Source organism: Staphylococcus sp. HMSC070D05, assembly GCF_001815595.1.
GTDB lineage: Bacteria > Bacillota > Bacilli > Staphylococcales > Staphylococcaceae > Staphylococcus > Staphylococcus hominis.
Map to the genome: position 1 here is coordinate 66,033 of NZ_KV821095.1, position 21,904 is coordinate 87,936.

A 21,904-nucleotide genomic window follows, 5' to 3' on the forward strand; every position below is an offset into this window, starting at 1 on the left:
GGTGGTTGTTTAGTTTTATTAATCCTATTAATTATTGGTCTTACATCATGTACTGGAGCCTTTGTTAATGAAGTAGATAAACAAATGAATGATGGTAATTCAGAAGTTAAAGAAGATAAAAACGCTTCTAAAGAACAAACAGCAGCATTAAATTCTGCTAAAAATTATGCGGATGGAATGCATATGTCTAAAAATGCAATTTATGAACAATTAACTTCTAGTGCCGGAGACCAATTCTCAGAAGAAGATGCACAATACGCGGTTGATCACTTAAAAGCTGATTATAAGAAAAACGCATTAGAAAGTGCAAAATCTTATCAAGAAGATATGAATATGTCTAAAGATGCAATTTACGATCAATTAATTTCAAATTCTGGCGATAAATTTACAGAAGAAGAAGCGCAATATGCAGTGGATCATTTAGACGAATAATTTATGGGTAGCTTGTCTACCCTTATTATTTTTTTACTTTTTTAAGGAGTGATGTATTATGAACGTAGCTATTTACGTTCGTGTCAGGTGAGTTCCTATGAGCAAGCAACAGAAGGTTATTCTATCCATGAGCAAGAACGGAAATTAAAAGCCTTTTGCGAAGTTCAGAATTGGCACGATTTCAAAGTGTTTACTGACGCTGGTGTAAGTGGTGGCTCAATGAATAGACCAGCATTAAAGCGTATTATGGATAATCTAGAGTATTATGATCTAGTGTTGGTTTATAAGTTAGATAGATTAACACGTAACGTTAAAGACTTACTCGAAATGCTAGAAACGTTTGAGAAGTATAACGTAGCGTTCAAGAGTGCTACTGAAGTATTTGATACCACAACTGCCATTGGTAAGTTATTTATCACTATGGTAGGTGCTATGGCTGAGTGGGAACGTGCTACAATACGTGAACGTGCATTATTTGGTAGTCGTGCAGCAGTAAGAGAAGGTAACTATATTAGAGAAGCTCCCTTTTGCTATGACAATGTGGATGGAAAACTTGTACCTAATAAGCATAAGTGGGTAATTGATTATCTTGTTGAGCAATTTAAACATGGTGTATCAGGTAATGAGATTGCTAGACAGATGAATTTGAAGAAGGTCAACGTACCGAAAGTTAAGAAATGGAATAGGACTTCTATTATTAGATTGATGAAAAATCCAGTCTTACGTGGTCATACTAAGTACGGAGATATGTATATTGAGAATACGCATGAGTCAGTGTTATCAGAAAGTGATTATAAGCGCATTATAGACGTTATAGAGAACAAAACACATCGAAGTAAGGTAAAACATCATGCTATCTTTAGAGGTGTTCTAACGTGTCCTCAGTGCCATAATAAGCTACATCTATACGCTGGTAAGATAACGGATAAAAAAGGTTATTCTTACGAAGTAAGACGTTATAAATGTGATACGTGTAGTAAGGATAAAAACGTTCAAACAATATCATTCAATGAAAGCGAAGTAGAAGATAAGTTTATAGAGTTACTCAAAACATATGACATGAATAAGTTTAAGGTGGATATTGTAGAAGAAAGTACACCTAAATTAGATTACGATATAGATAAGATTATGAAACAACGTGAGAAACTCACACGATCATGGTCATTAGGTTACATTGAAGATGATGAGTATTTTAGTTTAATGGACGAAACGAAAGAGATACTTGATGAAGTTGAACGTGCTAATGTGGAAGTGGAAAGTACACAAACAGTTACGAATGAACAGTTAAATATGATTGATAACATCTTGATTAAAGGTTGGAGTAAGTTGAACGTTGAACAAAAAGAGGAGTTAATCTTGAGTACAGTTAAAGAGATTGCGTTTGACTTTGTTCCTAGAAAGTATAATGAGAATGGTAAGGTCAATACACTTAATATAAGGGAGATTACTTTTAAATTTTAATAGTAGTAGTGTTACAGGGTAGGTAGCACCGGTACCCCCCCATAGTTGCAACGAACATTTGTGTACCAGGTGTAATAATTTTATCTGCATGTTCTCCTGCTTGAATCAAATTTAAGTTTGTTTCAAGATTTGCATAAGTAATTGCAGCGATTGCTGGTTCAACAATAGATGGACCATGTATACCTACAAACCAGAAGAATGCGAAAGCACCGAAGATAAGTGTGACACCAATCCAGCCATCTGCCGCAGTAAATAATGGTTCAAAGATTTTTAATACGGCGTTCGCTACATTTGTATGAATAAATGTTCTTGATAATAAATCTAATGCATAAATAATGATAATAACCGCTGACAACGGGAAGATATCTTTAAATACCTGAGAAATATTTGGTGGCACTTCTTTAGGCATTTTTATTGTAATATTTCTTTTAATAAAGAAATTATAAACAATTACGGTAATAAAGGCTGAAATAAAGGCTGTTAATAATCCTTTTGTGCCCATAAATGCACTTGAAAATCCTCCCTCTTTAATAGGATCTGCTGCTAAGAATAAAAATCCACTCATCGCAGCCATCATTGTAGAAATAAAGTTAATTTGATTGGTTTTATCTAATTTCCTGTTGTAGGAATCGGTTAAAGACTTAGCTGTTGTTCCAGCTACAATCAAACCAACAATTCCCATGGTATAGTTATATGGTTTCATCAATATACCTTCCATCGTTTTACTCCAAGTAAAGCCAAACACGTTAGGTACATATGTGATTAAAATAAATATACTTGAGAACAAGATAATTGGAATTGCTGCAATAAATCCATCACGAATCGCTCTTAAATAAATATTACGAGATATTTTTTCAAAGAACGGCTTTCCTTTTTCTATCCATGCTATTAACTTATTCATAGGGGTCAGCTCCCTTTTTTGTATAATTCAATTAAATGCTTCATTAAATCTTTTAATAATAACGTTGTCATTAAATGGTCTTGTCCGTGAATCATTGTAATACTAAATGCAATGTCATCACCTTGCGCTTCTTGAGCTAATAAGTTTGTTTGAGCTTTATGGGCATTTGCAATACATTCATTTGCTTCCTCAGTAAGTTGTTCAGCTTTTTCAAAATCACCTTCATTAGCAGCGTTTAATGCCTCTAATAATTTTGAACGTGCATCTCCTGCATATGCGACAATTTCAAAACCAAGTAATTGTACTTCTTCTCTATTCATATGAATAACCTCCCCTAAGTTATTTTGCTTTCCAAGATGTTGCAGTTGTTTTTAGTACTTTATTTAAATCATCAATGTTTTTATATCCAGTTGTACGTAACCATTCTCTTGCAGCTTGTTCTCCTTGTTCAATATAAACTTTAACTGCACCAGACCATGTCGCACGCCCACATAACACACCATTGAAATGTGCACCTGCATCATGTGCAAATGTTAATGTTTCTTGGAATAATTCAGCTGATACACCAGCACTTAAATAAATATAAGGTAAATGTGTCGCTGCTTCTTGATCACGGAAATGTTGTGCTGCTTCTTCTTTTGTGTATACAACTTCACCCTCTGTAAATCCTTCGACAAAATTCATATTTACGGGTACTTCAACTTTAAGCACGTCAACATTGAATCGATCTTCAGAGAATAACTTCATTGCTTCATTTACTTTACGAGGTTTTACTTTTGCAAATTCAGCACTTTTATTATCTGGAATATTATCATCATAAGTTAACACTTCTAAGAAAAATGGAATGTCTTCAGCAACACATTCTGAACCAATTCGTTCAATATAAGCTTTCTTTTGAATGTTAATCTCTTCTGAATCATCTACATCATAATAAAGTAAGAATTTAACTGCATTGGCCCCCTGTTCTTTTAAACGTTTAGCAGACCATTCTACTAAGCAATCTGGTAAACGACCTTTTGCATTCACGTCATATCCAGTTTTTTCATATGCAAGTAATAAACCACACTCTTTATTACGTGCATCAGAAGCAGGTAAGCCATATTCAGGATCTAAAAGAATAGAAGATGCATATTGTGTTAACTCTTCTGATACAAGTACTTTTAATTGTTCGATTTGTTCAACTGTAGGAGGTTCTGTTTGATGTTCAGCCATCATTCTTTTTAATGCCCCACGTTGATCAAATGCTAAAGCTGAAATAATCCCATCTTGATTACTTAATTGTTCGATTGATACTAGTTTTTGTTGTGATTTTGTCATGAATTACACCTCTATAACTTCAATTTGTTTGAATAGTTCTTTAAATTTATCTACATTGATATGACCTGTTTGATGCTCCATTGCATTTAACATTCCAAATGCATTAGCTTTTTTCAGTAAATCTTCATCGGATTGTTGATGAACAAGACCTGATGCAATACCTGCCACTGTAGAATCACCAGACCCTACAGGATTAACAACTTCTATTTTGGGAATGTTTACTTTATAAAATGTTTGATGATGTTTAGCGAAAGCGCCATCGCCACCTAAAGAAACAATAATCCATTCAATACCTTTGAAAATGGGTTGAGTAACCGCTTCTTTTAAACTATCGATATCTGTAGTGACAGTAGTTTGTAATAATTGAGATAATTCATCAATATTAGGTTTTATCACTGAAGGCTTACTTTCGCTCAACAATACATCCATTAATGATTGACCAGAACTATCTACAATCGTAGGTAGACCTTGTATATTTGCTAATTTCACAATATCAGCGTAGTAATTTGTATTAAGACCTTTAGGTAAACTTCCAGACATCGCTATAACATTAGCTCTTTTAAATAGTTCTAAAAGATGTGTTTTATAGCTCTCTGCTTCTTCCTTGCCAATAGTTGGTCCTTGTTCAAGTATTTCAGTTTGTTGTCCTTCATGTAGAATAGCGATACAATTTCGTGTTTCTCCTTTTATTTTGAAGAAAGACTGTTCAATTTGAGCATCCGTTAATTGTTCTTCAATAAATTGACCCAATGCGCCACCTAAAAAGCCACTTGCTAATACATTTTCGCCAAATTCTGATAATACACGTGTTACATTTAATCCTTTTCCTCCAGCAGTTTTACTCGTTTTTTTAACTCTATTCACAGTATCTAGATGAAACTGTTCTAATGGGTAAGAAATATCAACTGAAGGATTTAAAGTTAATGTTAGAATCATTTCACATCTTTCTTAATCGTGATATTCACCTTTGTCCCATTTTTCTAAGAATTCATCAAAGAAGTGAGGATTAGCTTGATTATCGTTATGTGCTTCTAAATGATTAATTTTAGCAATTAATTTTTTATTTTCTTCAGTAGGTTTGTATTCTGCTTCGATAAATGCATCAACGATATCGAAAATAAATAATTCGCCTGCTACTTTACCGCCGAAACTAACAACATTAGCATTTAATTCTTCTTTTGAATAAAGTGCTGATGTCATATCACGTACTAATGCTGTTCTTACCCCTGGGACTTTGTTTGCTGCATTACTAATACCAACACCAGTACCGCAGATACATACGCCTAAGTCTGCTTCTCCACTAGCAACTTTTTCTCCTACTTTTTTACCGAAGATAGGATAATGTGTACGTGTAAAATCATACGTACCTACATCAATAACTTCGTGTCCTTGAGCTTTTAAATGTTGTGAAACTTCCATTTTTGTATCAGTTACAATGTGATCGCAACCTATAGCAATTTTCATTATTTATTCCTCCAATTAGCACATTTTATTTAACATATCTACACGGATTTGGTGACGTCCGCCATCATAGTGTCCATTTACAAATTCTTTAGCAATATTTTTTGCTAATGTATCGCCTACAATTTCAGAACCCATTGTAATCATGCGTGCATTGTTGTGACTACGTGTCATATATGCTGAGCGTTCATCTGATACTTCAGCAGCAATCATTCCTTTTACTTTTGTAGCGACAATAAAACTACCTGCGCCATAAGCATCCACTGCAATTCCTAAATTATCATCGTTCTTTTGTACTTCGTGTACAACTGCTAATGTTGAATCAACAAAGTCTAATTCTTTTCCTTCTGTTACATCTACTACATCATGGTTATTTTCTTTTAAAAATGTTTTTATAACATTTTTAAGACGTTGACCAGCGACATCTGAACCAATAAAAATTGTCATAATGATTCTCCTTTGAAAATAAGGTAATTAAACACATGTGTTTGAAAAAGCGCTTTCAAATCTTTACACCTAAATTATAAACATAAATAAACAAATAATCAACAATAAATGTTCGAATATTGTTTGAAATTTCATTTTTTTAAACAAAATGTTTTGTTTTTATGTTTAATTGCGTTCAATTATCTAAAAAAATACCAAGATTGTTTAAATAAACAATCTTGGTATCATTCAATTAATGTATCACTTCTGTATAAGCTTTTAATTTTTGTACATTATCTTCATCATTTTTATCTACAACAACTGCTGTTAAATCTTCTAAATGACATAATTGGGTAAAATCTTCTTTTCCAATTTTTGAAGTATCAATTAATAAGTATTTTTCAAGCGAACGATGAAGTGCAAGTTGTTGTGTATACGCTTCGTCAATTGTAGAAGTGAGCACATCTGCATCTTTTATTCCATTACAACTAAAAAACATTTTACTAAATCGTTTTGTTTTAAGGAGCGTATTCGTCATTTCACCTACAAATGATTCAGTAAGTTCTCTCATTTCTCCACCTAATAAGTAAACTTTAAAATTTAGCGAACGCTTTTCAAATAATATTTGAAATACTGGAAAACAATTCGTAATCACAGTTAATGACTCTCGTTCTATTAATTGAGCCAGTAACTCGATTGTTGTTCCAGGTCCTAAAAAAATCGTATCGTTTTCTTCAATTAAGTTAACAGCTTTCCTTGCGACAGCACGTTTTTCTTCAATATTCTCTGTGTGCTTTTCTTGATGAGACTTTTCTTTAATTTGAAAAGCTGAATTACTACGTGCACCGCCATGTATTTTAGTTAGTAATCCTTTTTCTTCTAGTTCAGCTAAATCACGACGTACTGTCATATCAGATACGTTAAGTTCCTCAACGATTTCATTCGTCCTAACCGTTCCTTTTTGATTTACGAGTTTAGTAATTTCTTCTAAACGATCGTATTTATTCATTCAAATTCTCACATCCAACTTATTTTATTAAACATGTCCATATAAAATGAACACATATATCTCATAAAGATTTTAAGCGCAATTTCATTCTATACTATTACTTGTTTTAAAACTAGAAAATAAAGGTAAAAATATGTTGTAATAATAGTATAAAATTCATTTTAAAAAAGTTATATTAGTCATTATTATAAACGAGGTGCTCCGATTGAGTAATAAAATTGAAAAATTAAAAGAAATTGTTGATAAATCAAACAAAATTGTATTCTTTACTGGCGCAGGTGTATCAGTTGCAAGTGGTATACCTGATTTCCGCTCCATGGGTGGCTTATTTGATGAAATTTCAAAAGAGGGTTATTCACCTGAATATTTATTAAGTATTGATCATTTAAATGATAATAAAGAAAGCTTTATCGACTTTTATCATAAACGACTACTAGTAGCAGATAAAAAGCCTAATATCGTCCATGAATGGATTGCAGAGTTAGAAAAAGAAGGAAAATCTTTAGGTGTGATTACCCAAAATATCGATGGGTTACATGAAGATGCTGGAAGTGAACATATTGATGAAATTCATGGTACATTGAATCGCTTTTATTGCATCAATTGTGGAAAAGAATATACGAAATCATATGTTATGGGACACAAATTAAGATATTGTGAGAACTGTGGTGATGTGATTCGCCCTGATATCGTATTATACGGTGAAATGCTCGATCAGCCTACTGTCTTTAGAGCATTAGATAAAATCCAAAAAGCAGATACTGTCATTGTGTTAGGTTCATCCTTAGTCGTACAACCTGCTGCAGGCTTTATTTCTAACTTTACAGGAGACAATCTTGTAATTATTAATAGAGACGCTACACCGTATGATAGACAAGCAAGTTTAGTTATTCATAATGACATGACAGAAGTGGTTGAAGAAGTTATGAAAAATAAATAGATGTACTTGTGGCTAGTGTTTTTTAGAACGACTAGCCTTTTTTACATAAAAAAGCACTTCTCAAAGTTGAGAAGTGCTTTAATCGTTCTAATGAAACACAAATTACTGACGCAATTTGCATACTGAACTTGTAAACAAACAAGTTTGCAACATTTCCAATATTAACGTTTTGAGAATTGTGGAGAACGACGTGCTTTTTTAAGACCTGGTTTTTTACGTTCTTTCATACGTGGGTCACGAGTTAATAAACCTGCGCGTTTTAAAGAACCTCTGTATTCTGGATCAGCTTCTAATAATGCACGAGCGATACCATGACGGATAGCTTGAGCTTGTCCAGTGAAACCACCACCGTATACGTTAACTAATACATCATAGTTACCTTTAGTTTCTGTAACATCGAATGGTTGGTTTAAGTCTAAGATTAATGATTCGAATGGTAAGTATTCGCGTACGTCACGATCGTTAACAGTGATATTACCTTCACCTGGTACTAAACGTACACGTGCTACTGAGTTTTTACGACGGCCTGTGCCTCTATATTCAACTTGTGCCAATGTAATTTCCTCCTTCTAATTAACCACGTAATTCGTAGTTTTCTGGTTGTTGTGCAGCGTGTGGATGTTCAGCGCCACTGTATACAAATAATTTTTTACCTTGTTTTTCACCTAAACGTGAACTTGGTAACATTCCTTTGATAGAAGTTTCAAGTAAACGAGCAGGGTTATTACGTTTTAATTCACCAGCAGTCACTGATTTAATACCACCTGGGTGATTTGAGTGACGGTAGTAAACTTTATCTTGTTCTTTTTTACCAGTTAATTCGATTTTTTCAGCGTTGATGATGATTACATAGTCACCAGTATCAACGTGTGGTGTATAAGTTACTTTATTTTTACCGCGTAAGATAGATGCTACTTCTGATGATAAACGACCTAATGTTTGGCCTTCAGCATCGATAACATACCATTTGCGCTCAATGTTTGATTCATTTGCCATAAATGTTTGACGCATAATAATTATCCTCCTAAAAATAAATGCTTAGTCTTAGATTACAGGTACTCATCGTAGTCGAACCTACGAACGAGGCCTGCAATCTAGGTCATTCTGTTACGATTTCAAAGCGTAATGTTCATTTATTTTATTCCTGTCTAATCTGCTTATATATCTTGTAACACAATAAGTTTCCGGGGCTTATCGTGGGATGATATAAAACAATACCGTTAACTATCTTATATTTTATAAGCCCATTTGTCAATGCATATTAATCATTTTGTAATGATTTTTTATAATGTATTTTTACATCCTCGCCAAAGTCATTTTTAAGTGTTTCTGGATCTAAATATATCTTTTCAAGATATAATCCTTCAGCGGGTGCTGTAAAAGGCACATTATCTCTATTTTTAGCTTTAAGCAGTTCAGGAACTTCGTTAGGTTGTCGCTTCCCTTTACCTACTTCTACTAAAAAAGCCACAAGTACACGCACCATATTATATAAGAAACCAGAACCCGTGACGATATAGTCAAAACCTTCGTCCGTTTTTACAACTTCACTTTGGTATAGTGTACGTTCTTTACTTTCAACTTCAGTCTTTTGTGAACAAAATCCAGTAAAATCATGGGTTCCAATAAAATGTTTAGCCGCTTCATTCATCTTATCTAAATCTAAGTCATCTTTTATAAATGTCTTAAGACCACTTTCAAATGGATTGCGATGTTCCGCTTGATACACTTTATAGCGATATCTCTTACCTACACAATCATAACGGCAATGAAATGTGTCATCTACTTGTTTTACACTATTCACATAAATATCCTCAGGTAACGCACTATTCATCGCATATTTCCATTGTTTAGGCTCAATATTCAATTCTGTGTCAAAATGAAAATACTGTTCATAAGCATGTACACCGCGATCTGTGCGACTTGATGGATGTATACGTACATGTCGACGATGCATACGTTTTAAAATTTTTTCAAATTGTTGTTGAACAGTTCTACCTTGTTGTTGAATTTGAAAACCAAGAAATCCATGTCCTTGATACGCAATATTTACTAGCATGCGCAATGTCTTACACTCCCATATATTTTAATATAAATAATATCATTCCAATAGGTATCAGACTGAATAGACTCAAAGTATCTCTCTTATGCCACGACAACTTACGATAATTTGTACGTTGTACATTAGCATCATATCCTCTCACTTCCATTGCAATTGCTAATTCATCAGCTCTTTGAAAGGCAGAAATAAATAGCGGTATCATCAATGGGATGAAAGCTTTAATTCTTGTCATTAAACTACCCGAACTAATTTCAGAACCTCTTGATTTTTGAGAAAGAATAATTTTATCTAATTCATCCATCAATGTTGGAATAAACCTTAAAGCAATTGACATAATCATACTTAATTGATGCACAGGAATTTTAAATAGTTTCAATGGGGCCATTAACTTTTCAAAAGCATCAGTCAAGTCAATTGGACTTGTTGATAATGTCATAATTGTCGCAACCATAACAATCGTTATTAATCTTAAAGAAATGAAAATACCTTCTAATACCCCTATACTATCAATTTTAATAAAATCTATTTCTAATAGCGTAGTCCCGCCGTGAGTAAAGAAGATATGCATTAAAAACGTAAAGATTAAGAAGAAAAATATCGGTGTTAATCCTTTAATTAAAAACCAAAATTGAATGTTAGCCATCTTCATAAAACATAGAATTAATAATATTACCCAAGCAAATGTAGCAAAAGAATGAGCAAAAAAGATAAAAATAATAAATACAAATACAAAAATCAACTTTGCTCTAGGATCAAGACGATGTATCACAGAGTTATTAGGTAAATAACGTCCTATAATAAGTTTATTTTTCATGTTCTTGCCACTCCTGATACAATGTTACAAACTCATCTTCATTTAAAGCAATATCACTAAACATGGTTTGATATTTTTCTTCAACATCATATTGCAGTTGTACTACATCAGGTAATGCAATATGCCAATCTTTCAGTTTTTCGTGTTGTCTGAATAATGATTTAGGAGAGCACTGTTCTATGACTTTCCCTTGCCTCATTACAATGATTTCTTCTGCATATCGCGCCACATCATTCATATCGTGCGACACTAATATGACTGTTTTATGATGATTGACTTGAATTGATTTTATTAATTCCATCACTTGCTGACGACTTTTTGGATCAAGTCCAGCAGTAGGCTCATCAAGAATAATAATATTCGGTTTCATTGCAAGGATAGAAACTAATGCAATTTTACGCATTTGGCCACCTGACATTTCAAATGGCGATTGTTTCATAATATGATGATCAAAACCTAAATCTAAGAGTAACTGATAGGCATATGACTTAACTTGTTCCACATTCATCTTAAAATTTTTAGGACCAAATGCCACTTCTCTTTCCACACTATCTTCAAACAATTGTGATTCAGGAAATTGAAAAACCAAACCTACTTGTTGTCTTAATTCTCGTAGATGCTTGTCTTTTGTTTTATGAGTAATCTCCTTATTATCAAAAGTAATACTACCTTTTGTTGGTTTTAATAGTCCATTAAAATGTTGAATGAGTGTGGATTTACCACTTCCTGTTTGACCAACAATCGCATAGTATTTACCTTGCTCAATTTTAAGATTGATATCACTTAAGGCTTGATATTCATAAGGAGTGCCTTTTTGATAAATATATGAAACATGATTAAATTGAATGGTCATAATTTATCAACCAGCCCTTCATATGTAGTGAATTCATCTTCAAAGCCTAGCTTTTGATTCATTTTCATTGCAAATGGTAAATCTAAGCCAATCTCTACTAAATACTGTGTATTTAAAAAAATAAAGTTTGGCTTGCCTTCTTTGTAAACCTTGCCTTTATTCATAATGACGACATGATCGCTTTCTAACGCTTCACTTAAATCATGAGTAATAGAAATAATCGTTAAATTTTTTTCTTGTTTAACTTGTTTGATTAATGAAAGTAAAGACTGCTTACCTTGGGGATCTAACATAGAGGTTGCTTCATCAAGAATGATGACATCTGGACTTAGTGCTAAGACGCCTGCAATAGCCACGCGTTGCTTTTGGCCCCCCGATAAAGAATGTGGTTCATATTCCATATATTCCTTCATATCTACATTATCTAAAGATTGAATGACGATTGCTTTCATTTTGTTATGTGGTACTGCGTGATTCTCGAGTCCAAAAGCTACATCATATTCCACAATTGAACCTACAAATTGATTTTCTGGATTTTGAAAGACAATACCAATATGGCGTCTAACCTCTCTTAAATAATCAGTAGTAACTAAATGATTGTTATAGAAGATTTCTCCTTTCGTTGCTTGTTCTATTCCTACTATAAGTTTTGCAATCGTAGATTTTCCTGAACCATTATGTCCTACAATAGATGTCCATTGATGTTTTGGTATATTAAATGATACATCTTCTAAAGTGAAGGCCGCATCGTTTTGATATTGAAAATGTACATGTTTAAGTTTGATGATATTGTTATTATCAGTTTTCACAGCCTTCCTCCTTTATTAATAGTTACTACAATAGTTTACATGAATAAAAACTAGATGTACATGAGTAAACGTGTTTTATATATAAAAAGAGTCATGCCTCAAAAGCACGACTCTTTTTAATCATTATAGATTCATTAAAATTAAAAAAGCGCGCACCCCATCACATTTTAGTTGAGTTCACGCTTTATATTAGTATTTAGTTGATGGGGTACTCTGAGCTAGACAATATTTGTATGTGGCAAACATTATCGTTGCACTCATTTGCTTTAAATACAAGTAGTTAGTGTATTTATATATGAAATTAATCTACTAATTCGATGATAACTGATTCAGCACCGTCACCACGACGAGGACCTACTTTAAGAATACGAGTGTATCCACCTTGACGTTCTGTATAACGTTCAGCAATTTCACCAAATAATTTTTGAAGTGCAGTTTGTGTAGTTTCATCTTCATTTAAGATTTCAACGTTACGTAATGTTTTAGCAGCATTACGACGAGATGCTAAGTCACCTTTTTTACCTAAAGTGATTAATTTCTCAACAACACTACGAACTTCTTTTGCACGAGCTTCTGTAGTTTCAATACGTTCACTTACGATAAGTGATGTAGCTAAGTCACGTAACATAGCTTTACGTTGATCAGAAGTACGACCTAATTTTCTGTAACCCATGAGTTAACCTCCTTTAACATATTAATCTTCTTTTCTTAAACCTAATCCTAAATCTTCTAATTTATATTTAACTTCTTCAAGAGATTTACGACCTAAATTACGCACTTTCATCATATCAGCTTCAGACTTGTCAGCTAATTCTTGAACAGAATTGATGCCTGCACGTTTTAAACAATTGTATGAACGTACTGATAAGTCTAATTCTTCGATAGACATTTCAAGTACTTTTTCTTTTTGATCTTCTTCTTTTTCAATCATGATTTCAGCATTTTGCGCTTCATCTGTAAGACCAACGAAAATATTTAAATGTTCAGTCATAATTTTAGCAGCTAATGAAACAGACTCTTGTGGAGTGATTGAACCATTAGTCCAAACATCTAAAGTTAATTTATCAAAATCACTACTTTGACCTACACGTGTATTTTCAACTGTATAGTTTACACGTTCAACAGGTGAATAAAGTGAATCTACAGGAATTACACCAATTGGTAAATCACTAGTATTATTTTGTTCTGCTAATGCGTAACCTCTACCCTTATTAGCAACAAGACGAATTTTTAAATGTCCACCTTTAGACACTGTTGCAATTTTAAGTTCTGGGTTTAGAACTTCAACATCGCTATCGTGAGTAATATCACTTGCTGTTACTTCGCCTTCATCTCTCACATCAATTTCTAATGTTTTATCTTCTTCAGAATAGATTTTCAATGCTAATTTTTTGATGTTCATAATAATTGTAGAAACATCTTCAACAACATTGTCTATAGCTGAAAATTCGTGTAAAACACCTTCAATTTCGATGTACTTAACCGCTGCACCTGGTAATGAAGATAGTAGGATACGACGTAAGGAGTTTCCTAGTGTAGTACCGTAGCCACGTTCAAGTGGTTCAACAACGAACTTACCGAATTTAGCATCTTCACTAATTTCAATTGTCTCAATTCTAGGTTTTTCAATTTCTATCATTTACAAAATCCTCCTTAATAACGTCGAATTAATTTTAAAATTGTTTCGCTCAGTGATTTGTAACCATAACAATCAATAAAATTATACGCGACGACGTTTTGGTGGACGACAACCGTTGTGAGGTACTGGAGTAACGTCTCTGATTGCTGTTACTTCTAAACCAGCTGATTGTAATGCACGAATAGCTGATTCACGACCTGGTCCAGGTCCTTTTACTGTTACTTCAACAGTTTTTAAACCATGTTCCATTGCTGATTTTGAAGCAGTTTCAGATGCCATTTGAGCAGCGAATGGTGTTGATTTTTTTGATCCTTTGAAACCTAATGCACCAGCTGATGACCAAGATAAAGCATTACCAAATTCATCAGTGATAGTTACGATTGTATTGTTGAATGTTGAACGGATGTGTGCTACACCATTTTCAATATTCTTTTTAACTCTACGTTTACGAGATACTTGTTTACGTGCCATTTATATTTTGCCTCCTTTACCTATTATTTTTTCTTATTAGCTACAGTTTTAACTGGGCCTTTACGAGTACGAGCATTGTTTTTAGTTTTTTGACCACGAACTGGTAAACCACGACGGTGGCGAATACCACGGTATGATGAAATTTCCATTAAACGTTTAATGTTTAAGTTTTGTTCACGGCGTAAGTCACCTTCTACTTTATAACCGTCAACTACTTCACGGATACGACCTAATTCGTCATCTGTTAAATCTTTTACACGCGTATCAGCTGATACGTTAGCTTCTTCAACAATTTTTTTAGCTGTTGAAGTACCGATACCATATACGTAAGTTAATGAAATAACTACGCGTTTTTCACGTGGAATATCTACTCCTGCAATACGTGCCATATATTTTTACACCTCTCTTTTATTAACCTTGTCTTTGTTTGTGCTTAGGATTGTCACAAATTACCATAACTTTACCTTTACGTTTAATGACTTTACATTTTTCGCAAATCGGTTTTACTGATGGTCTTACTTTCATTTTTATACCTCCCTATATTATGGAGTGACGATTATTTATAACGATACGTAATTCTACCGCGTGATAAATCATACGGAGACATTTCTACTGTTACTTTGTCGCCAGGTAGAATACGAATATAATTCATTCTAATTTTACCACTTACATGTGCTAAAATTTCATGACCATTTTCTAATTCTACTTTAAACATAGCATTTGGTAAAGTATCAAGTACTGTACCTTCTAATTCTATTACATCTTGTTTCGCCATTGATTAACTTCCCCCTTTTTACAATAGTAAGGTAATCGTCAATAGACAACTTCAACGATACGAATCTAATATAGTGAATAGTTATTATAAGTTTAACAAAATGCGGGAATTATGATCGTCATACGACACTCAAAAAATAAATTCTTGCCAGAGAAACCTAATCAAAGTTCACATAAATCTAGATCGCACATTAGTTGAACTATTTTAATTGATCTAAGATATCAATGACATCTTTGGTTACTTCGTCAATATCTTTCGCACCATCAATGTTTTTCAATACACCTTTTTCATCGTAATACTCTAAAATTGGCTTAGATTGTTTAACATTAACGCTTAAACGATTAGATACTGTTTCCGGATTATCATCTTTACGTTGATAAAGTTTTCCACCATCGATATCACAAACACCATCAACCTTTGGAGGATTAAATACAAGATGATAAGTTGTACCACATTTCTCACAGATACGACGACCTGTAAGACGATTCATTAGCTCTTCCTCAGGAACTTCAATATTGATAACAGCATCAATATTTCTGTCAAGCTCAGACATAATGTTGTTTAATGCCTCAGCTTGCTCAATTGTTCTAGGGAATCCATCTAATAAGAAACCTTTTTTTGCATCGTCTTCAGAAATTCTTTCTTTAACGATACCTACAGTAACTTCATCAGGGACTAATTCTCCACGATCCATGTATGATTTAGCTTCTTTTCCTAAATCAGTTTCATCCTTAATCGCTTTTCTGAACATGTCACCAGTAGATATATGTGGTATTGGGAATTTCTTAACAATTTCACTCGCTTGAGTACCTTTACCAGCTCCAGGTAAACCCATTAAAATGATATTCATAAATTGCCCTCCTACAAATTATCTACCACCAAAGCCTTTATATTCTTTTTGACTCACTTGTGCTTCAAGTGATTTCATAGTTTCAATTGCTACACCAATAACGATTAATAAACTTGTACCACCAATTTGAATTGATTGAGGTAAATTCATAAATTTTGTCGCTATAATTGGAAGAATAGCAATAACTGCTAAGAAAATAGAGCCTACAAAAGTTAAGCGATAAAGTACTTTAGTAATATATTTTTTTGTTTGTTCCCCAGGTCTAATTCCTGGTACATAACTACCTTGTTTTTTCAAGTTGTCAGCCATTTTTTCAGGATTAACTTGAACAAAGGCATAGAAATATGCAAATGCAATAATTAATATCACATAAACAATCATACCATAAGTGTTTGAAGGGTTAGCATATTCTGCAATATTTTGCGCCCAATCAGCTTTAGGGAAGAACAATGTTAATGTTCTTGGCAATAAGAAGAATGCCATCGCAAAGATGACTGGAATAACCCCTGCAGAGTTTACTTTTAAAGGTAGATATGTTGCTTGTGATCCTAAACGTTGTGCAGATTGTTTTTTAGCATATTGAATTGGAATTTTACGTTTCGCTTCCAATACATAAATCGCTCCAATTGTTAATAAAATTAATCCAACAATTAAACCGATGACTTTTAACCATGCTAACGTTGTATCATCATTACCAACAAATGCTTGTTGCACAAATTGGATAATTGATGATGGCAACGTCGATAAAATACCTGCAAAGATAATGATTGAAATACCATTACCTACACCAAATTGTGTGATTTGATCACCAAGCCAAATTAAAAATGCAGTTCCAGTTGTTAAAACTACAGCAATCAATAAATAACTCATGACAGATTGATGAATAATCAATTTACCGCCTAAATAGTTATTAAATTGAAATGCCATACCAATTGACTGTATAAATGCCAATATGATAGCGAAATAACGTGTTACATTGCTAAGCTTTCTTTTACCTACTTCACCTTGTTTAGCCCATTCAGTAAATTTAGGGACAATGTCCATTTGTAATAATTGCATTACGATAGAAGCAGTGATGTACGGCATTATACCCATAGCAAAGATAGAAAAGTTCTTTAAGGCTCCGCCACCAAACGTATTAAGAAGAGCAGCGACACCTTGATCAGAACCTTGCTGTTCAAAAGGCTCAGGATTAACTCCAGGAGCCGGAATATAAGTTCCTATTTTGAATATTACTAACATTGCTAATGTGAAGAAAATCTTGTTTCGAACTTCTTTAGTTTTAAAGAAGCTCATAAACGTTTGAAACATTAGATCACCTCGTGTGCTCCACCTTTAGCATCGATAGCTTCAACCGCTGAAGCTGAGAATTTGTGAGCTTTCACTGTCAATTTTTTATCAAGTGAACCATTACCTAGTACTTTAATACCAGATTTTTCATTCTTAACCACACCAGTTTCAACTAATAAAGCTGGAGTTACTTCAGTACCATCTTCAAATTGATTAAGTTGGTCTAAATTAACAATAGCATATTCTTTACGATTAATGTTAGTGAAACCTCGTTTTGGTAAACGACGGAATAAAGGTAATTGTCCACCTTCAAATCCTGGTCTTACGCTACCACCTGAACGTGCTTTTTGACCTTTTTGACCGCGAGCACTAGTTTTACCATTACCTGAACCAGCACCACGACCTACACGGTTACGTACGCGACGTGAACCTTCAGCTGATTTTAACTCATGTAATTTCATTATTTAGGCACCTCCTTAATTATTTTTCTTCAACTGTTAATAAGTGTTTAACTTTGTTGATTTGCCCACGAATTGCAGGGTTATCTTCAACAACTACTGAACTATTAGTCTTTTTAAGACCTAATGCTTCAACAGTTTTACGTTGTGTTTCAGGACGACCAATAACACTACGAGTGAGGGTAATTTGTAATTTAGCCATTATTTATTTTCCCTCCTTAATTATATAATTCTTCTACTGATTTGCCACGTAATTTCGCAACATCTTCAGCGTTTTTAAGGTTTTGTAAACCATTTAATGTCGCACGTACCATGTTGATAGGTGTATTTGAACCTAATGATTTACTTAAGATATCAGTGATACCTGCTAATTCTAATACGGCACGTACTGGACCACCAGCGATAACTCCTGTACCAGGTGCAGCTGGTTTCATAAATACACTACCAGAACCATAACGGCCAGTGATAGTGTGAGGAGTTGTTCCTTCTACACGTGGAACTACTACTAAATCTTTTTTAGCTGCTTCTACAGCTTTTTTAATAGCTTCTGGTACCTCTTGAGCTTTACCAGTACCGAAACCTACACGACCATTTTTATCTCCTACTACTACTAATGCAGTGAAACGGAAACGACGTCCACCTTTAACAACTTTGGCAACACGATTAATTGTAACAACGCGTTCTTCAAATTCTTTCGTTTCTTCTTCTCTACGAGCCATGTGTTTGTCCCTCCTTTAAATTAAAATTCTAATCCGTTTTCTCTCGCAGCTTCAGCTAACGCTTTAACGCGACCATGATATAAATAACCACCACGATCAAATACGATTTCTTTGATACCTTTATCTGAAGCTTTTTTAGCGATTACTTCACCAACTTTAGTTGATAAATCAACTTTAGAAGTAGAATCACTAGCGATATCTTTATCTTGAGATGAAGCTTGTACTAAAGTTTCACCTTTAGCATCATCAATAATTTGTGCGTAAATGTGTTTGTTTGAACGATATACATTTAAACGTGGTTTTTCAGCTGTACCTGATAATTTAGTACGCACACGAGCATGTCTTTTCAAACGCACTTTGTTTTTATCAATTTTACTGATCATTGTATTACTCCTTTCTTTAGAGAGTTATCTATTATTTACCAGTTTTACCTTCTTTACGGCGAACATATTCACCTTGGTAACGAATACCTTTTCCTTTATAAGGTTCTGGAGGTCTTACTGAACGAATATTAGAAGCGATAGCTCCAACTTGTTCTTTAGATACACCAGATACTGTAACAGTTGTATTTTTCTCTACTGCGAAAGTAATGCCATCTTCAGCTTTAATTTCAACAGGATGAGAGTAACCAACGTTTAATACTAAGTCATTACCTTGCATTTGAGCACGGTAACCTACACCAACAAGTTCAAGAGTTTTTACAAAACCTTGAGAAACACCTTGTACCATATTATTTAATAACGCACGAGTTGTACCATGAACTGTTCTATCTTCTTTAGAATCAGTAGGTCTTACAACTTCTAGAGTGTTTTCATCTTGTTTAAAAGTCATTCTTTCATCAAAAGTTCTAGTTAATTCACCTTTAGGACCTTTTACAGTAGCAGTTTGTCCGTCAAAAGTTACTGTAACGTCACTAGGAATGTCAATAATTTTCTTACCAACACGACTCATGTTATGGCACCTCCTTATTTATTATTACCAAACGTATGCGATGATTTCTCCACCAACGTTACGTTTTCTAGCTTCTTTATCAGTGATGACACCTTCAGAAGTTGAAACTAATGCGATACCTAAACCATTTAATACTTTAGGCACTTCGTTCGCTTTAGCATATACACGTAAACCTGGTTTTGAGATACGTTTTAATCCTGTGATAACACGTTCATTGTTTTGACCATATTTTAAGAATAAACGAATAACACCTTGTTTATCATCTTCAACGTATTCTACGTTTTTAATGAAACCTTCATTTTTTAAGATTTCAGCAATTTGTTTTTTAATATTTGATGCAGGTAATTCTAATTTCTCGTGACGCACCATGTTTGCGTTTCTTACACGAGTAAGCATATCTGCGATTGGATCTGTCATAGTCATTTATTGTTGCCTCCTTTCAAACTCTTTTATCTTACCAGCTAGCTTTACGTACGCCAGGAATTTGGCCTTTATAAGCTAATTCACGGAAACAAATACGGCATAATTTAAATTTACGATATACAGAATGTGGACGACCACAGCGTTCACAACGAGTATATTCACGTACTGCATATTTTTGTTTTTTCTGTTGCTTAGCAACCATAGAAGTTTTAGCCACTTAATTAGCCTCCTTTTAGAGATTATTTACGAAATGGCATACCGAAGTTTGTTAACAATTCACGAGCTTCCTCGTCAGTGTTAGCAGTTGTTACGATAACAATATCCATTCCTCTTACTTTACTTACTTTATCATAATCGATTTCTGGGAAAATTAATTGTTCTTTAATTCCTAAAGTGTAGTTACCACGACCATCGAAAGCTGTTTTAGAAACACCTTGGAAGTCACGTACACGAGGTAATGAAACTGCGATTAATTTATCTAAGAATTCATACATTCTTTCTCCGCGAAGTGTTACTTTTGCACCGATTGGCATACCTTCACGTAAACGGAATGTTGCAACTGATTTTTTAGCTTTAGTGATTAATGGTTTTTGTCCAGTGATTAATTCTAACTCTTCAACTGCATTATCTAACACTTTAGAGTTTTGAACTGCATCACCAACACCCATATTTACAACGATTTTTTCGATTTTTGGTACTTCCATTACTGAACTATAGTTGAATTTTTTAACTAAGTTTTGAGTAACTTCAGTATTGTATCTTTCTTTTAAACGGTTCAAAGTGGATCCTCCTTTCAACTAGTTATTAATTATTAGATTTGATTTCTTCGCCAGATTTTTTAGCGATACGAACTTTTTTACCATCTACAAATTTGTAACCAACACGAGTAGGTTCATTTGTTTTAGGATCTAATAATTGTACGTTAGAAACATGGATTGCTGCCTCTGTTTCTAAGATTCCACCTTCAGGATTTAATTGAGTTGGTTTTTGGTGTTTTTTAATAACGTTAACACCTTCCACAACGACACGGTCTTTTTTAGGTTCAGTAGCGATTACTTTACCTTCTTTACCTTTATCTTTACCTGCGATAACTTTAACGTTGTCACCTTTTTTGATATGCATGTGGGCACCTCCTTAAATATTATGGTTTTAAATAAATTATAGTACTTCTGGTGCTAATGATACGATTTTCATGAAGTTACCTTCACGTAATTCACGAGCAACAGGACCAAAGATACGAGTACCACGTGGGCCTTTGTCATCACGAATAATGACACATGCATTTTCATCAAATTTGATATAAGAACCATCGTTACGACGTACGCCTGATTTAGTTCTAACAACAACTGCTTTCACAACGTCGCCTTTTTTAACAACGCCACCTGGTGTTGCATTTTTAACAGTACAAACGATGATATCGCCAATGTTCGCTGTTTTGCGACCAGATCCACCTAATACTTTGATTGTAAGTACTTCACGAGCACCAGAGTTGTCTGCTACTTTTAAACGCGTTTCTTGTTGGATCATTAGTTAAACCTCCCTTATCTCTAATCTTGTATTAAATAATTACTGATTCTTCAACAATTTCTACTAAACGGAAACGTTTTGATGCTGATAAAGGACGAGTTTCTTGAATTCTAACAATATCTCCTAATTTAGCTGAATTGTTTTCATCATGAGTTTTATATTTTTTAGAGTATTTTACTCGTTTACCGTATAATTTGTGTGTTTTGTAAGTTTCAACAAGTACAGTAATTGTTTTGTCCATTTTATCAGAAACAACTTTACCTACATAAACTTTACGATCGTTTCTTTCACTCACTTTTGTAACCTCCTCTTTCTT

34 protein-coding genes and 1 pseudogene are annotated in these 21,904 nt (G+C 33.7%); 3 read left to right on the plus strand and 32 right to left on the minus strand.

Annotated elements, in window-relative coordinates:
* Both HMPREF3046_RS02105 and HMPREF3046_RS02110 read left to right on the plus strand, forming a co-directional pair.
* Positions 1-432, plus strand: a 432-nt coding sequence (locus HMPREF3046_RS02105; RefSeq protein ID WP_256278209.1) for an Ltp family lipoprotein, incomplete at its 5' end; no start/stop codon positions are given.
* A 51-nt stretch (positions 433-483) separates the two neighbouring features.
* Entirely contained in the window at positions 484-1,893 is a 1,410-nt protein-coding gene (locus tag HMPREF3046_RS02110; RefSeq protein ID WP_070716055.1) for a recombinase family protein, read from the plus strand.
* Here the strand turns inward: HMPREF3046_RS02110 and HMPREF3046_RS02115 are convergent.
* The 7 genes and pseudogenes from HMPREF3046_RS02115 to HMPREF3046_RS02145 all read right to left on the minus strand — a co-directional run.
* Positions 1,891-2,794 (minus strand): annotated as a pseudogene (locus tag HMPREF3046_RS02115) (PTS transporter subunit EIIC); the annotation flags it as partial. The gene HMPREF3046_RS02110 and the pseudogene HMPREF3046_RS02115 overlap by 3 nt on opposite strands.
* Positions 2,795-2,799: 5 nt before the next feature.
* Positions 2,800-3,114 carry a PTS lactose/cellobiose transporter subunit IIA gene (locus HMPREF3046_RS02120; protein ID WP_017174827.1) on the minus strand — a complete coding sequence of 105 codons (315 nt, stop codon included), beginning with the start codon at positions 3,112-3,114 and terminating at the stop codon, positions 2,800-2,802.
* A gap of 19 nt (positions 3,115-3,133) precedes the next feature.
* Positions 3,134-4,111 (minus strand): tagatose-bisphosphate aldolase, encoded by a 978-nt coding sequence (lacD, locus tag HMPREF3046_RS02125; protein ID WP_070716058.1) that lies wholly within the window; start codon positions 4,109-4,111, stop codon positions 3,134-3,136.
* Positions 4,112-4,114: 3 nt separating this feature from the next.
* On the minus strand, positions 4,115-5,047 hold the full coding sequence (locus tag HMPREF3046_RS02130) for a tagatose-6-phosphate kinase (RefSeq protein ID WP_070716059.1): 933 nt from the start codon (positions 5,045-5,047) through the stop codon (positions 4,115-4,117).
* 12 nt (positions 5,048-5,059) lie between these two features.
* Positions 5,060-5,575, minus strand: a complete 516-nt coding sequence (lacB, locus tag HMPREF3046_RS02135) for a galactose-6-phosphate isomerase subunit LacB (RefSeq protein ID WP_002455018.1) — start codon at positions 5,573-5,575, stop codon at positions 5,060-5,062.
* Positions 5,576-5,590: 15 nt separating this feature from the next.
* A complete protein-coding gene (gene lacA, locus HMPREF3046_RS02140) occupies positions 5,591-6,019 on the minus strand; it encodes a galactose-6-phosphate isomerase subunit LacA (RefSeq protein ID WP_070716060.1) in 429 nt (142 codons plus the stop codon).
* Positions 6,020-6,251: 232 nt separating this feature from the next.
* Positions 6,252-7,007, minus strand: a complete 756-nt coding sequence (locus tag HMPREF3046_RS02145; protein ID WP_002455016.1) for a DeoR/GlpR family DNA-binding transcription regulator — start codon at positions 7,005-7,007, stop codon at positions 6,252-6,254.
* A 205-nt stretch (positions 7,008-7,212) separates the two neighbouring features.
* Between HMPREF3046_RS02145 and HMPREF3046_RS02150 the strand changes: the two genes are divergently transcribed.
* Positions 7,213-7,947, plus strand: coding sequence for an NAD-dependent protein deacylase (locus HMPREF3046_RS02150; RefSeq protein WP_070716063.1), 735 nt, complete (start codon positions 7,213-7,215; stop codon positions 7,945-7,947).
* Positions 7,948-8,108: 161 nt separating this feature from the next.
* Here HMPREF3046_RS02150 and rpsI read toward each other — a convergent pair whose 3' ends face one another.
* From rpsI to rpsQ, 25 genes are all read right to left on the minus strand, one after another.
* Positions 8,109-8,501, minus strand: coding sequence for a 30S ribosomal protein S9 (gene rpsI / locus HMPREF3046_RS02155; protein WP_002448344.1), 393 nt, complete (start codon positions 8,499-8,501; stop codon positions 8,109-8,111).
* Positions 8,502-8,520: 19 nt separating this feature from the next.
* Positions 8,521-8,958, minus strand: a complete 438-nt coding sequence (rplM, locus tag HMPREF3046_RS02160; protein WP_002448612.1) for a 50S ribosomal protein L13 — start codon at positions 8,956-8,958, stop codon at positions 8,521-8,523.
* Positions 8,959-9,208: 250 nt separating this feature from the next.
* A complete protein-coding gene (gene truA, locus HMPREF3046_RS02165) occupies positions 9,209-10,012 on the minus strand; it encodes a tRNA pseudouridine(38-40) synthase TruA (RefSeq protein ID WP_070716064.1) in 804 nt (267 codons plus the stop codon).
* Between the two features lie 4 nt (positions 10,013-10,016).
* Positions 10,017-10,823 carry an energy-coupling factor transporter transmembrane component T family protein gene (locus tag HMPREF3046_RS02170; protein ID WP_070716068.1) on the minus strand — a complete coding sequence of 269 codons (807 nt, stop codon included), beginning with the start codon at positions 10,821-10,823 and terminating at the stop codon, positions 10,017-10,019.
* On the minus strand, positions 10,813-11,676 hold the full coding sequence (locus HMPREF3046_RS02175) for an energy-coupling factor transporter ATPase (RefSeq protein ID WP_070716070.1): 864 nt from the start codon (positions 11,674-11,676) through the stop codon (positions 10,813-10,815). The genes HMPREF3046_RS02170 and HMPREF3046_RS02175 overlap by 11 nt, the downstream gene beginning before the upstream one ends.
* Positions 11,673-12,485 carry an energy-coupling factor transporter ATPase gene (locus HMPREF3046_RS02180; RefSeq protein WP_070716072.1) on the minus strand — a complete coding sequence of 271 codons (813 nt, stop codon included), beginning with the start codon at positions 12,483-12,485 and terminating at the stop codon, positions 11,673-11,675. The genes HMPREF3046_RS02175 and HMPREF3046_RS02180 overlap by 4 nt, the downstream gene beginning before the upstream one ends.
* 301 nt (positions 12,486-12,786) lie before the next feature.
* On the minus strand, positions 12,787-13,158 hold the full coding sequence (rplQ, locus tag HMPREF3046_RS02185) for a 50S ribosomal protein L17 (protein ID WP_011275144.1): 372 nt from the start codon (positions 13,156-13,158) through the stop codon (positions 12,787-12,789).
* Between the two features lie 21 nt (positions 13,159-13,179).
* The gene (locus tag HMPREF3046_RS02190) at positions 13,180-14,124 is read right to left on the minus strand and encodes a DNA-directed RNA polymerase subunit alpha (RefSeq protein ID WP_002448356.1); all 945 of its coding nucleotides are present in this window, start codon (positions 14,122-14,124) and stop codon (positions 13,180-13,182) included.
* An 81-nt stretch (positions 14,125-14,205) separates the two neighbouring features.
* Positions 14,206-14,595: a 30S ribosomal protein S11 gene (gene rpsK, locus HMPREF3046_RS02195; RefSeq protein WP_000101625.1), complete on the minus strand. Its 390-nt coding sequence runs from the start codon at positions 14,593-14,595 to the stop codon at positions 14,206-14,208.
* Between the two features lie 23 nt (positions 14,596-14,618).
* Positions 14,619-14,984 (minus strand): 30S ribosomal protein S13, encoded by a 366-nt coding sequence (gene rpsM, locus HMPREF3046_RS02200; RefSeq protein ID WP_002448629.1) that lies wholly within the window; start codon positions 14,982-14,984, stop codon positions 14,619-14,621.
* 22 nt (positions 14,985-15,006) lie between these two features.
* A complete protein-coding gene (rpmJ, locus tag HMPREF3046_RS02205) occupies positions 15,007-15,120 on the minus strand; it encodes a 50S ribosomal protein L36 (RefSeq protein WP_001829709.1) in 114 nt (37 codons plus the stop codon).
* Between the two features lie 31 nt (positions 15,121-15,151).
* A complete protein-coding gene (gene infA, locus HMPREF3046_RS02210) occupies positions 15,152-15,370 on the minus strand; it encodes a translation initiation factor IF-1 (RefSeq protein ID WP_001829792.1) in 219 nt (72 codons plus the stop codon).
* 199 nt (positions 15,371-15,569) lie between these two features.
* Positions 15,570-16,220 carry an adenylate kinase gene (locus tag HMPREF3046_RS02215; RefSeq protein ID WP_002448556.1) on the minus strand — a complete coding sequence of 217 codons (651 nt, stop codon included), beginning with the start codon at positions 16,218-16,220 and terminating at the stop codon, positions 15,570-15,572.
* A gap of 18 nt (positions 16,221-16,238) precedes the next feature.
* On the minus strand, positions 16,239-17,531 hold the full coding sequence (gene secY, locus HMPREF3046_RS02220; RefSeq protein ID WP_002448596.1) for a preprotein translocase subunit SecY: 1,293 nt from the start codon (positions 17,529-17,531) through the stop codon (positions 16,239-16,241).
* Positions 17,531-17,971 carry a 50S ribosomal protein L15 gene (gene rplO / locus HMPREF3046_RS02225; RefSeq protein ID WP_002448533.1) on the minus strand — a complete coding sequence of 147 codons (441 nt, stop codon included), beginning with the start codon at positions 17,969-17,971 and terminating at the stop codon, positions 17,531-17,533. The genes secY and rplO overlap by 1 nt, the downstream gene beginning before the upstream one ends.
* Positions 17,972-17,990: 19 nt before the next feature.
* Positions 17,991-18,170: a 50S ribosomal protein L30 gene (gene rpmD, locus HMPREF3046_RS02230; RefSeq protein ID WP_001096576.1), complete on the minus strand. Its 180-nt coding sequence runs from the start codon at positions 18,168-18,170 to the stop codon at positions 17,991-17,993.
* Positions 18,171-18,186: 16 nt separating this feature from the next.
* Positions 18,187-18,687 carry a 30S ribosomal protein S5 gene (rpsE, locus tag HMPREF3046_RS02235; RefSeq protein WP_002448405.1) on the minus strand — a complete coding sequence of 167 codons (501 nt, stop codon included), beginning with the start codon at positions 18,685-18,687 and terminating at the stop codon, positions 18,187-18,189.
* Between the two features lie 20 nt (positions 18,688-18,707).
* On the minus strand, positions 18,708-19,070 hold the full coding sequence (gene rplR / locus HMPREF3046_RS02240) for a 50S ribosomal protein L18 (RefSeq protein ID WP_002448369.1): 363 nt from the start codon (positions 19,068-19,070) through the stop codon (positions 18,708-18,710).
* A 31-nt stretch (positions 19,071-19,101) separates the two neighbouring features.
* Complete coding sequence (gene rplF / locus HMPREF3046_RS02245) at positions 19,102-19,638, minus strand: 50S ribosomal protein L6 (RefSeq protein WP_002448579.1); 537 nt, start codon at positions 19,636-19,638, stop codon at positions 19,102-19,104.
* Between the two features lie 24 nt (positions 19,639-19,662).
* A complete protein-coding gene (gene rpsH / locus HMPREF3046_RS02250) occupies positions 19,663-20,061 on the minus strand; it encodes a 30S ribosomal protein S8 (RefSeq protein WP_002448514.1) in 399 nt (132 codons plus the stop codon).
* 31 nt (positions 20,062-20,092) lie between these two features.
* Positions 20,093-20,278: a type Z 30S ribosomal protein S14 gene (locus HMPREF3046_RS02255; protein WP_001140799.1), complete on the minus strand. Its 186-nt coding sequence runs from the start codon at positions 20,276-20,278 to the stop codon at positions 20,093-20,095.
* A gap of 22 nt (positions 20,279-20,300) precedes the next feature.
* Positions 20,301-20,840 carry a 50S ribosomal protein L5 gene (rplE, locus tag HMPREF3046_RS02260; RefSeq protein WP_002448593.1) on the minus strand — a complete coding sequence of 180 codons (540 nt, stop codon included), beginning with the start codon at positions 20,838-20,840 and terminating at the stop codon, positions 20,301-20,303.
* A gap of 25 nt (positions 20,841-20,865) precedes the next feature.
* Complete coding sequence (gene rplX, locus HMPREF3046_RS02265) at positions 20,866-21,183, minus strand: 50S ribosomal protein L24 (RefSeq protein ID WP_002448459.1); 318 nt, start codon at positions 21,181-21,183, stop codon at positions 20,866-20,868.
* A 36-nt stretch (positions 21,184-21,219) separates the two neighbouring features.
* Positions 21,220-21,588: a 50S ribosomal protein L14 gene (gene rplN / locus HMPREF3046_RS02270; protein WP_002432661.1), complete on the minus strand. Its 369-nt coding sequence runs from the start codon at positions 21,586-21,588 to the stop codon at positions 21,220-21,222.
* A 31-nt stretch (positions 21,589-21,619) separates the two neighbouring features.
* Positions 21,620-21,883 carry a 30S ribosomal protein S17 gene (gene rpsQ, locus HMPREF3046_RS02275; RefSeq protein WP_002448443.1) on the minus strand — a complete coding sequence of 88 codons (264 nt, stop codon included), beginning with the start codon at positions 21,881-21,883 and terminating at the stop codon, positions 21,620-21,622.
* Between the last annotated feature and the right edge of the window lie 21 nt (positions 21,884-21,904).

Excerpts from the sequence above, each read along its gene's own strand:
- secY (WP_002448596.1), bottom strand. The coding sequence starts at position 17,531 with ATGTTTCAAACGTTTATGAGCTTCTTTAAAACTAAAGAAGTTCGAAAC.
- HMPREF3046_RS02120 (WP_017174827.1), bottom strand. The coding sequence starts at position 3,114 with ATGAATAGAGAAGAAGTACAATTACTTGGTTTTGAAATTGTCGCATAT.
- HMPREF3046_RS02190 (WP_002448356.1), bottom strand. The coding sequence starts at position 14,124 with ATGATAGAAATTGAAAAACCTAGAATTGAGACAATTGAAATTAGTGAA.
- HMPREF3046_RS02170 (WP_070716068.1), bottom strand. The coding sequence starts at position 10,823 with ATGAAAAATAAACTTATTATAGGACGTTATTTACCTAATAACTCTGTG.
- HMPREF3046_RS02215 (WP_002448556.1), bottom strand. The coding sequence starts at position 16,220 with ATGAATATCATTTTAATGGGTTTACCTGGAGCTGGTAAAGGTACTCAA.
- rpsM (WP_002448629.1), bottom strand. The coding sequence starts at position 14,984 with ATGGCACGTATTGCAGGAGTAGATATTCCACGTGAAAAACGCGTAGTT.
- rplN (WP_002432661.1), bottom strand. The coding sequence starts at position 21,588 with ATGATCCAACAAGAAACGCGTTTAAAAGTAGCAGACAACTCTGGTGCT.
- rplO (WP_002448533.1), bottom strand. The coding sequence starts at position 17,971 with ATGAAATTACATGAGTTAAAATCAGCTGAAGGTTCACGTCGCGTACGT.
- rplQ (WP_011275144.1), bottom strand. The coding sequence starts at position 13,158 with ATGGGTTACAGAAAATTAGGTCGTACTTCTGATCAACGTAAAGCTATG.
- rpmD (WP_001096576.1), bottom strand. The coding sequence starts at position 18,170 with ATGGCTAAATTACAAATTACCCTCACTCGTAGTGTTATTGGTCGTCCT.
- infA (WP_001829792.1), bottom strand. The coding sequence starts at position 15,370 with ATGGCGAAACAAGATGTAATAGAATTAGAAGGTACAGTACTTGATACT.
- rpsK (WP_000101625.1), bottom strand. The coding sequence starts at position 14,595 with ATGGCACGTAAACAAGTATCTCGTAAACGTAGAGTTAAAAAGAATATT.
- rplR (WP_002448369.1), bottom strand. The coding sequence starts at position 19,070 with ATGATCAGTAAAATTGATAAAAACAAAGTGCGTTTGAAAAGACATGCT.
- lacD (WP_070716058.1), bottom strand. The coding sequence starts at position 4,111 with ATGACAAAATCACAACAAAAACTAGTATCAATCGAACAATTAAGTAAT.
- HMPREF3046_RS02175 (WP_070716070.1), bottom strand. The coding sequence starts at position 11,676 with ATGACCATTCAATTTAATCATGTTTCATATATTTATCAAAAAGGCACT.
- HMPREF3046_RS02145 (WP_002455016.1), bottom strand. The coding sequence starts at position 7,007 with ATGAATAAATACGATCGTTTAGAAGAAATTACTAAACTCGTAAATCAA.
- rpsH (WP_002448514.1), bottom strand. The coding sequence starts at position 20,061 with ATGACTATGACAGATCCAATCGCAGATATGCTTACTCGTGTAAGAAAC.
- rplF (WP_002448579.1), bottom strand. The coding sequence starts at position 19,638 with ATGAGTCGTGTTGGTAAGAAAATTATTGACATTCCTAGTGACGTTACA.
- lacA (WP_070716060.1), bottom strand. The coding sequence starts at position 6,019 with ATGACAATTTTTATTGGTTCAGATGTCGCTGGTCAACGTCTTAAAAAT.
- rplX (WP_002448459.1), bottom strand. The coding sequence starts at position 21,183 with ATGCATATCAAAAAAGGTGACAACGTTAAAGTTATCGCAGGTAAAGAT.
- rpmJ (WP_001829709.1), bottom strand. The coding sequence starts at position 15,120 with ATGAAAGTAAGACCATCAGTAAAACCGATTTGCGAAAAATGTAAAGTC.
- rpsE (WP_002448405.1), bottom strand. The coding sequence starts at position 18,687 with ATGGCTCGTAGAGAAGAAGAAACGAAAGAATTTGAAGAACGCGTTGTT.
- HMPREF3046_RS02130 (WP_070716059.1), bottom strand. The coding sequence starts at position 5,047 with ATGATTCTAACATTAACTTTAAATCCTTCAGTTGATATTTCTTACCCA.
- HMPREF3046_RS02110 (WP_070716055.1), top strand. The coding sequence starts at position 484 with ATGTATTATGAACGTAGCTATTTACGTTCGTGTCAGGTGAGTTCCTAT.
- rplM (WP_002448612.1), bottom strand. The coding sequence starts at position 8,958 with ATGCGTCAAACATTTATGGCAAATGAATCAAACATTGAGCGCAAATGG.
- lacB (WP_002455018.1), bottom strand. The coding sequence starts at position 5,575 with ATGAAAATTGCTATAGGTTGCGATCACATTGTAACTGATACAAAAATG.